Here is an 8,791-nt window from a genome sequence, read left to right as displayed (position 1 = left end):
TCGGCCACCGCGTCCTCGAAGCCGATGCCGAGCGCCACGGCGCGGCCCCGGGCCGCGATGCGCTCGGCTTGCGCCGGGTTGGCCAGCGCCCAGGCGACGCGTTCGTCGAGATCGGAGAGGTCGGCCCTGACTGGGATGTGCGTGGTCCAGGGTTCCAGGCGGTCATAGAACCATTGCCGAAAGCCCGACGGGGACTCGACCTTGAGGACGCAGGCGCCGAGCAGCATTGCCTCGAACAGGTTGGCCCAGGCGCTGGTGTTGCCGTCGATGTCGACCAGAAAGCGGAACCAGATCTGCCACGGCCGCTCGACCCGCTCGCGGGCGAGTTCGGCCCTGATGCGCCCGGCCAGCGCCTCGTCCTCAATCTGCACCACGGCCGTGATGCCGACATCGCACTGCCGGCGGTGCGGACCCGTGGAGAGGCGGCGGCACAATTCTGTCCGCTGCGTGACCCTGAACCACTCGGTCCCCGCATCGTAGGAGCCGGCCGGCCTCTGCCGACCCGTGGTGGAGCCCCGCCAGAACACGACCGGTTTGCGCCGCGACCACGGCAAGCGGGCCTCCTCGGCGAAATCGCGGATCGCCCGGTAGCCGCCGCTGCCCAGGAAGTCGGAATCCGGGATCAGCAGGCTGCCCCCTGCCGCGCAGAAGCCGACATCCTGCCAAGTGCTGTCGTCCCCGAGGCAGAGCGTGAAGCCGAGCTCCGGGCCGGCGGGCGTGTCCTCGGCCACTTTCGCGAGCACCACGGCGGCGGCGGCGAGCCGGTGCGCGACCGAGAGCCGCGTCGCGCCCTCGCGGAAGAAGTCGTTTCGCACGGTGACGCGGAGGCGCCCCGCCCCGGTCAGCACCCGGCAGCAGAGCGGCTCCGGCACGGGCCCACCGCAGGAGCCGGCGAAGCGGAGATCGAGCGCGACGGTGGCGCACACGCCCCGGACGACGTCCCGGAGCAGGCCCGCATAGCTTTCGAGGGCCCCCTCTGGACTGGCCGCGGTCCAGCTCGGCCAGCCGGCCACCACGGCCGCCCTGGCCGCCGTCACGGCGGGGCCGCAGCGCTGCCACAGGCTGTCGGAGGGCTCTGCCCGGCCTGGAGGAGGTGCGGTCCGGCGTCGCTGCCCCGACAGCCAGGCGAGCAGCCGGGGGAGGAGGGGAGGGGGGGCGGCACGGCCGCTCAAGGGAGCCTGCCCGCGGCGGCGTGCGCGCGCCTTCCGGTTGGATCGGTGCGGCGAGGGCGCAAGCGCAGCGCCGGGCTCGGTCGCGAAAGGGTCATGAGCCTGGCTCGGTGCGCCCGGTTCAGCGCGGTCCGCCTAGCAGGGGGGGCGCCGGCGCGCCAGCTCCGCGCGCGGCAGAGCTTGACTCTCCGGCCGGGCCGAGCGGAATCCCCGGATGGACGAGCCCGATACCCGGCAGCCGGCCGGCGCCCCTGCGACGCCGAGGATCGAAGTCGAGTGCCTCTCGTGCGGCCGCCGCGGCTCGCTGAGCGGCGACGACGCGCGGGTGGCCGGGTCGCCGCTGGTTCATCTCACCCGGCGGTTGCGCTGCTCCGAATGCGGGTCGCGCGCCGTCAAGGCCAAGGCCGTCCGCACGCCGGCCGATCTCGCGAGGCTGATGCGGGACAGGATGGGCCGGGGCTGTTGAGGCGACCTTCGCGGCAGATTTCGGCTTTTCGCGCGCCCCTGCGCGCCGCATGATCACGCCGGGTTCCTGCCCGGGAGGAGTGGCCGCGTGAAAGACGTCGAAATCCTGATGCTGTCGCCGATGATGCCCCTGATCATGGAGGGCATCGACAAGGCTTTCACGCTGCGCCGGGCCTGGGACAAGCCGGACCCCGAGGCGTATATCCGCGAGGTCGCCTCCGGCATCCGCGGGCTCGCGCCCGGCAGCCACGTGCGGACCGACGCTTCGGTGTTCGACAAGCTGCCGAATCTCGAGATCGTCTCCAACATGGGTGTCGGCTACGACACGATCGACGCCAAAGAGGCGGGACGGCGCGGCATCATCGTCACCAACACGCCGGACGTACTGACCGAGGAGGTGGCCGACCTCGCGATCGGTCTCCTGCTCGCTACCGTGCGCCAGCTGCCGCAGGCCGACCGCCACCTGCGCGACGGCAAGTGGCTGAAGGCGCCCTATCCGCTCACCCCGACGCTCCGGGGGCGCCGCGTCGGCATCCTCGGGCTCGGCCGTATCGGCAAGGCGATCGGGCGGCGGCTCGAAGGCTTCGGCGTCGAGATCAGCTACCACGGTCGCCGCAGGCAGGACGACGTCCCGTACCGTTACGAGCCGACGCTGGTGGACCTCGCCCGCAACTGCGACGTCCTGCTCTGCGTGGCGCCCGGTGGGGCCGAGACGAACGGCATCGTCGGCGACGAAGTGCTGCGCGCCCTCGGACCGGACGGCATCCTGGTCAATGTCGGGCGTGGCAGCGTGGTGGACGAGCCGGCCCTGATCCGGGCGCTCACCAGCAAGACGATCCTGAGCGCCGGGCTCGACGTCTTCACGGACGAGCCGCGGGTCCCGGCCGAGCTCATCGCGATGGATCACGTCGTGCTGCTGCCGCATGTCGGATCGGCCTCGGTCGAGACGCGCCGGGCCATGGGGCAGCTCGTGGTCGACAACCTGGTGTCCTGGTTCTCCGGCAAGGGGCCGGTGACGCCGGTGCCGGAAACGCCGTATCGCGGCACCGCGCTCGCCTAAGCGGGTGGCCGGGCGGGGTCAGCCGAGCTCGATCCAGGCCGGAGCGTGGTCGCTCGCCTCCGGCCGGCCGCGGACCTCCCGGTCGACCTCGGCCGCCCGCAGGCGGGGCACGAGGTCGGGGCTGAGCAGCAGGTGGTCGAGCCGGAGCCCGGCGTCGCGCTCCCAGCAGAGCCGCTTGTAGTCCCAGAAGGTGAAGATCGTCCGGTCGGGATGAAGCTTCCGGTGCGCGTCCGTCCAGCCCTGGTCGATCAGGCGCCGGAAGGCGGCGCGGCTGTCCGGCTGCAGCAGCGCGTTGTCCCGGTAGGAACGGGTCGGGTAGATGTCCCGATCGGTCGGCACGACGTTGAAATCGCCGGCCAGCACCGCCGGCACGCCTGCCTCGCGCAGCGTGGCCGCGTGGGCGATCAGCCGCTCGAACCAGCGCAGCTTGTAGAGAAATTTCGGCCCGGGCTGCGGGTTGCCGTTCGGCAGGTAGAGGCAGCCGACAACGACGCCCCTCACGGCGGCTTCCACGTAGCGGGCCTGGCGGTCGCTCGGGTCGCCGGGCAGTTCCAGGCGAGTCGGGATCGGCTCGGCGCCGCGGGCCAGGATCGCGACGCCGTTCCAGCGCGGCTCGCCCACCCACAGCGTCTCATAGCCGGCCCGGCGGATCTCGGCCTGGGGAAAGGCCCGCGTCTCCGCCTTGAGTTCCTGTAGGCAGACCACGTCCGGCCGCGCCTCGTCGAGCCAGGCCAGGAGGTTGCCGAGGCGCCGGTTGACGTTGTTGATGTTGAACGTCGCGATCTTCACGCCGCTCTCGTCCTCGGGATCAGGTCCCGGACGGGTCGATCTGGTCCAGGGCGGCCAGCACCGCGGCCGTCACCTCGCGGGTGCCGTGCGGTCCGCCACGCTCGCAGGGATGGAGTCCCTGGAGGAAGGCCCGGTCCACCGCGCGTCGCACGAGGTCGCCCGCCTGCCTCGCCCCCGCATGTGCGTGCCGATCCCCGAGCCAGTCCAGCATCATGGCGGCGGACAGGAACATGGCGGTCGGATTGGCCCGGCCCCGCCCGGCGATGTCCGGCGCCGTGCCGTGGCAGGGCTGGAACACGGCGTGCCGCAGGCCGATATCGCCCGAGGGCGCGACGCCGAGCCCGCCCATGAGCCCGGCGCCCAGGTCCGACAGGATGTCACCGAACATGTTCTCGGTGACCAGCACGTCGAACTCCCACGGCCGCTGCACCATGAACAGGGCGACCGCGTCGACATAGGCGTGCCGCGCCGCGATGTCCGGATGGAGCGCGGCCCGCTCGTCGAAGACCTTGCGGAAAAACGCGAGGCTCGCGAACACGTTGGCCTTGTCCACGCAGGTCACCGTGCCGGGCCGCCCGAACGTCTTGCGGGACCGCGCCAGCCCGAAGGCGGCATCGAACAGCCTTTCGCAGCCGTTCCGGGTGATCACCATGGTGTCACGGGCCTCCCGGTCGTTCTCGACCACACCCTTGCCGCGCGACGCGAACAGCCCTTCGGTGGATTCCCGGACCAGCACGAAATCGAGCGACGCCGCCCGCGGATCGGCCAGCACGGGCGGCAGGCCGGGGATCGTCCGGACCGGACGGATGCCGGCGAACAGCTCGAGTTCGAACCTGAGGTCGAGCTGCGGGGCGATCTCGGTGCCGTCGGGGTAGCGGATGTCGGGCCAGCCCATGGCTCCGAGCAGGATGGCGTCGGCCGCCCGGGCCGCCTCCAGGGTCGCCCGCGGCAGGGCCGACCCCGTGTCCCGGTAGGCGAAGGCCCCGGCCGGATGCTGCTCGAACCGGCAGTCGAGGCCGCCCACGCGGCGCATGGCGCGGTCCAGCAGGTCGAGGCAGGGCGCCATCACCTCCGGGCCGATGCCGTCTCCCGGCAAAACGGCGATCCGGAAACTGTCGTTGGCGCTCATCGCTGACTCCCGCGGCTCGGACCGTTGAACGCGAGCCGGCCTTGCCCGGCAAGGCCCCGGGCCGCCGAGACCGGCCCGGGCGCGGCCGTTTCCCGGCCGGCGCCGGGCATTGAACCCGCCGGCGTCCCGGGATAGCAACACGGCCGAGAGGTCTTTCTGATGCCGGCTGCGAGGCTCGGCGCAGCCTGGCTGTTGAGCGCTCCGGTGAATGACCTGATCCAGCCTTTCATCATGTGCGGCGGCAGCGGCACCCGGCTCTGGCCGGTGTCCCGCGCCAGCATGCCGAAGCAGTTTCAGGCGTTCGTCGGGGATCGCACGCTCCTCCAGGAAACCGCCATGCGGGTGACCGGGCCGGGCTTCGCGCCCCCGGCCTTCGTGGCCGCCGAGAGCTACCGCTACGTCATTGCCGACCAGATCAAGGCGCTGGCCATCCGGGGCGGGCCGATGGTGCTGGAGCCCGTTCCGCGCAACACGGCCGCAGTGGCGCTGGTCGCGAGCCTGCTGGCGGAGCGCAACGGGGGCGGACCCGTCCTGCTGCTGCCATCGGACCACGTCATCAAGGATGCGGCTGCTTTCCGGGACCTCGTACAGGCGGCACTGCCGGCCGCGGAAGCCGGCCATATCTGCCTGTTCGGCATTGCGCCCAACCGGCCCGAGACCGGCTACGGCTATATCGAAATCGGCCCTGAGGGCGTGCCGGATCCGGACAGCCCGGTGCGCCGGGTCGCCCGCTTTGTCGAGAAGCCTGACCTCGCCGGCGCCGAGCGGATGCTCGGCGAGGACCGGTTCGTGTGGAATTCCGGCATCTTCCTGTTCGCGCCCGCCACCATGATCCAGGAGGCGGAGGAGCGCCGCCCAGACCTTCTGGCGCTCGCGCGCGCGGCGCTGGACGGCGCCAAGGTGGAGGGCGACGTCATCCCGCTCGATCCCGAGGCCTTCGGCCGCATGGAGGCGATCTCGGTCGACTACGCCTTCATGGAGGGAAGCGCCCGGACGGCGGTCTCGCGGGCGGCGATCGATTGGAGCGATCTCGGCGCCTGGGACGCGATCCACGACGCGCACCGGCCGGACGTCGACGGCAACGTGATCCTCGGCCGCGCCGTCGGCTTCGACACCCGGAACTCCTTTCTCCGTTCGGAGCGGCAGCTGATCGCCACGGTGGGGCTGTCCGACCTCCTTGTCATCGCGACGGACGACGCGATCCTGATCGCCGACAGGTCCAAGGCCCAGGACGTGAAACACGCCGTCGAGGCACTGCGCGACAAGGGTTTTGGCGAGGCGCTGGCCCATGCCGAGGTGCATCGCCCCTGGGGCAGCTACCGGTCGGTGGTCGCCGGGGACCGGTTTCAGGTGAAGGTGATCACCGTGAAGCCGGGGGGGCAGCTGTCGCTCCAGCTGCACCGCCACCGCGCAGAGCATTGGGTGGTGGTCAGGGGCTCGGCCGAGATCACCTGCGGCGACAAGGTCTTCATGCTGTACGAGAACCAGTCTACCTTTATCCCGCAGGGCGAGACGCACAGGCTCAGGAATCCCGGCCACATTCCGCTGGAGATGATCGAGGTGCAGTCCGGCAGCTATCTCGGCGAGGACGACATCGTGCGCGTCGAGGACGTGTACGGGCGGTCGTGAGAGCTGGACCCCATTCAGCCTCCGGGGAGCCCAGGGCGACGTGAACAGGGCGGCGCAGCGGGTTCTGCTGACCGGCGCGGCCGGCTTCATCGGCTTTCACCTCGCCGTCCGGCTGCTGCGCGATGGCCACGAGGTGCTCGGGATCGACGATCTCAACGGGTATTATGATCCGGCCCTGAAACAGGCGCGCCTGGCCAGGTTGCTGCCCGAGGCCGGATTCCGGTTCGAACGGGCCGACATGGCCGATCACGCGCGCATTCGCGCCCTGTTCGAGGCCTTTCGGCCCTCCGAGGTGTTCCACCTGGCGGCCCAGGCGGGCGTCCGCCACTCGCTCGACGACCCCCGTGCCTACACGCGCTCCAACGTGGACGGGTTTCTGTCCGTGCTGGAAAGCTGCCGCCACGTCCCGGTCCGGCACCTGGTCTACGCCTCTTCGAGCTCCGTCTACGGCGCAAACGAGACGGTCCCGTTTTCGGAGGGCGACCGCGTCGACCGGCCGGTCTCGCTCTATGCCGCGACCAAGCGTGCGAACGAGCTCATGGCCCGCAGCTATTCCCACCTGTTCGGGATTCCCTCGACCGGGATCCGGTTCTTCACCGTCTACGGGCCGTGGGGGCGGCCCGATATGGCCTATTACGGCTTCACCGAAGCGGTGTTTCGCGGGCACGACATCGTGCTCTTCAACGATGGCCGCATGAGCCGCGACTTCACCTTCATCGACGACGCGGTGGATGCCCTGGCGGCTCTCCGCGGCCTCCCCCCGGCCGCCTCCGGGGCCGAGCCGCCGCATGCCCTCTACAATGTCGGCAGCGGCCGGCCGGTCGAACTCGCGCGCTTCGTCGAGCTCATTGCCCGGGCCGCCGGCCGCCCGGCCCGAACCGTGGGCCGGCCGATGCAGCCGGGCGACGTGGTTCGCACCGCTGCGGACGTGTCCCGGCTTCAGGCGCGGGTCGGCGCCGCCCCCGCCACGCCGATCGAGGCCGGACTCGAGCGCTTCGTGGCGTGGTTTCGCGCTTATCACGGCGTGCCGGCCTGACCGGGACGGCCCTCCGGCCCACCCGGCCAGGCCTCACGAGGCCAGACCGCGGCCGTCCGTTTGCAACCGGAGCCCCGCGATGCCGAATCCCATGCCGTTCACCCTCGAGATCGGGGAGGCCGCTCTGGCGGATCTGCGGGAGCGGCTCGGCCGCACGCGGTTCCCCGATCAGGCCCCGGGCGAGCCCTGGGCCTATGGCACCGACGTGGCCTACATGCGCGATCTGGTCCGGTACTGGCGCGAGGAGTTCGACTGGCGCGCCGCCGAGGCCCGGCTCAACAGCTTCCCCCAGATCACCGTGCCGCTCGGCGGCATCGAGCTGCACGCGCTCCATGTGCCCGGCAAGGGGCCGGATCCCTGCCCCCTGCTGCTGTCGCATGGCTGGCCGGGCTCGGTGTTCGAGTTCCTGGAGATCATCCCGCGGCTGACCGACCCGGCCCGGTTCGGCGGGGATCCGGCCGACAGCTTCACGGTGGTCGCGCCGTCGCTGCCCGGATTCGGGCTCTCCTTTCGGCCCGGCCAGGCCCGGTTCAGCGCGGAACAGATGGCGGACCTGTTCGCCGAGCTGATGACGGACGTGCTCGGCTATCGGCGCTTCGGCGCACAGGGCGGCGACTGGGGCTCCTTCGTGACCTCCCGGCTCGGCTACAGCTACCCGGAGCGCCTCCTCGGCATCCACCTCAACCTCCTGCCGCTGCAGCGCGACCCGAAGGCGGTCGCCAACCCCACGCCGGACGAGGCCCGCTACCTGGGCGAGCTCGCGACCTTCCTGAAGGAGGAGACCGGCTATCAGTGGATCCAGGGCACGCGGCCGCAGACGCTCAGCTTCGCCATGACGGATTCGCCGGCCGGGCTCGCCGCCTGGATCGTGGAGAAGTTCCGGGCCTGGTCCGATTGCGGGGGCGACATCGAGAGCGTGCTGAGCCGGGACGCGGTGCTGGCCAACATCTCCCTCTATTGGTTCACGGGCGCGATCGGCTCCTCGTTCTGGCCCTATTACGCCCGCATGCACGGGCCCTGGCCGATCCCGGATGGCGGCACCGTCGATGTGCCGACCGGCTATTGCCAGTTTCCGACCGAGATCCTGCGCCCGCCACAAAGCCTGGCCGCCCGGGTCTACACCGACATCCGGCGCTGGTCGGTGATGGAGAAGGGCGGCCACTTCGCCGCCATGGAACAGCCGGACCGCCTGGCCGAGGAGATCCGCACCTTCTTCCGCCCGCTCAGGCGCTAGGCGTCGCCGGGAGAGGGGCTGGACGCCCGGCTTGCCGCGATCCGGGCCGCCTCCCACATCGGGGGCCGAAGACCCGGGGGAGGGGGCGCGGGCAACGGCGGGTTCGGCTTCCGGCAGGATGCCCCAGGCCGGGTTCAGGAGCCTCCGCCGCCCTTGTTCCGGGTGGTTTCGGCAAAAAGTTGGATTTTGGCGTTGACAGGTCGGGGGGGGTTCTCTAAATCATCCTCATCGACGGCGGCGCTGACAACGGCCCGCCGGCACCGCTTCCTCGGCTCTTCGG

At 71.2% G+C, this 8,791-nt stretch carries 7 protein-coding genes; 4 read left to right on the top strand and 3 right to left on the bottom strand.

What is annotated here, in order from left to right; translation table 11 throughout:
• Positions 1 to 1,037 (bottom strand): glycosyl transferase family 90 (locus JWR86_RS02835; RefSeq protein WP_299560466.1); only part of this gene is annotated, 1,037 nt, incomplete at its 3' end.
• A 685-nt stretch (positions 1,038 to 1,722) separates the two neighbouring features.
• On the opposite strand from JWR86_RS02835, the gene JWR86_RS02830 reads away from it, so the two are divergent.
• Complete coding sequence (locus JWR86_RS02830; RefSeq protein ID WP_299560463.1) at positions 1,723 to 2,694, top strand: 2-hydroxyacid dehydrogenase; 972 nt, start codon at positions 1,723 to 1,725, stop codon at positions 2,692 to 2,694.
• A gap of 18 nt (positions 2,695 to 2,712) precedes the next feature.
• Here JWR86_RS02830 and JWR86_RS02825 read toward each other — a convergent pair whose 3' ends face one another.
• Both JWR86_RS02825 and JWR86_RS02820 read right to left on the bottom strand, forming a co-directional pair.
• Positions 2,713 to 3,483 (bottom strand): exodeoxyribonuclease III, encoded by a 771-nt coding sequence (locus tag JWR86_RS02825; RefSeq protein WP_299560460.1) that lies wholly within the window; start codon positions 3,481 to 3,483, stop codon positions 2,713 to 2,715.
• A 19-nt stretch (positions 3,484 to 3,502) separates the two neighbouring features.
• On the bottom strand, positions 3,503 to 4,612 hold the full coding sequence (locus tag JWR86_RS02820; protein ID WP_299560457.1) for an isocitrate/isopropylmalate family dehydrogenase: 1,110 nt from the start codon (positions 4,610 to 4,612) through the stop codon (positions 3,503 to 3,505).
• 204 nt (positions 4,613 to 4,816) lie between these two features.
• On the opposite strand from JWR86_RS02820, the gene JWR86_RS02815 reads away from it, so the two are divergent.
• The 3 genes from JWR86_RS02815 to JWR86_RS02805 all read left to right on the top strand — a co-directional run bounded on the left by JWR86_RS02815 (position 4,817) and on the right by JWR86_RS02805 (position 8,511).
• On the top strand, positions 4,817 to 6,241 hold the full coding sequence (locus JWR86_RS02815) for a mannose-1-phosphate guanylyltransferase/mannose-6-phosphate isomerase (protein ID WP_299560455.1): 1,425 nt from the start codon (positions 4,817 to 4,819) through the stop codon (positions 6,239 to 6,241).
• 40 nt (positions 6,242 to 6,281) lie between these two features.
• Entirely contained in the window at positions 6,282 to 7,277 is a 996-nt protein-coding gene (locus JWR86_RS02810; RefSeq protein WP_299560452.1) for an NAD-dependent epimerase/dehydratase family protein, read from the top strand.
• A gap of 79 nt (positions 7,278 to 7,356) precedes the next feature.
• Positions 7,357 to 8,511, top strand: coding sequence for an epoxide hydrolase family protein (locus JWR86_RS02805; RefSeq protein WP_299560449.1), 1,155 nt, complete (start codon positions 7,357 to 7,359; stop codon positions 8,509 to 8,511).
• The last annotated feature ends 280 nt before the right edge of the window (positions 8,512 to 8,791 follow it).

This window comes from Enterovirga sp., from assembly GCF_028290205.1.
GTDB lineage: Bacteria > Pseudomonadota > Alphaproteobacteria > Rhizobiales > Beijerinckiaceae > Enterovirga.
This window is presented reverse-complemented; position numbering and strand designations above follow the sequence as displayed.

Coding starts and splice junctions, on each gene's coding strand:
- JWR86_RS02805 (WP_299560449.1), top strand. CDS start 7,357: ATGCCGAATCCCATGCCGTTCACCCTCGAGATCGGGGAGGCCGCTCTG.
- JWR86_RS02820 (WP_299560457.1), bottom strand. CDS start 4,612: ATGAGCGCCAACGACAGTTTCCGGATCGCCGTTTTGCCGGGAGACGGC.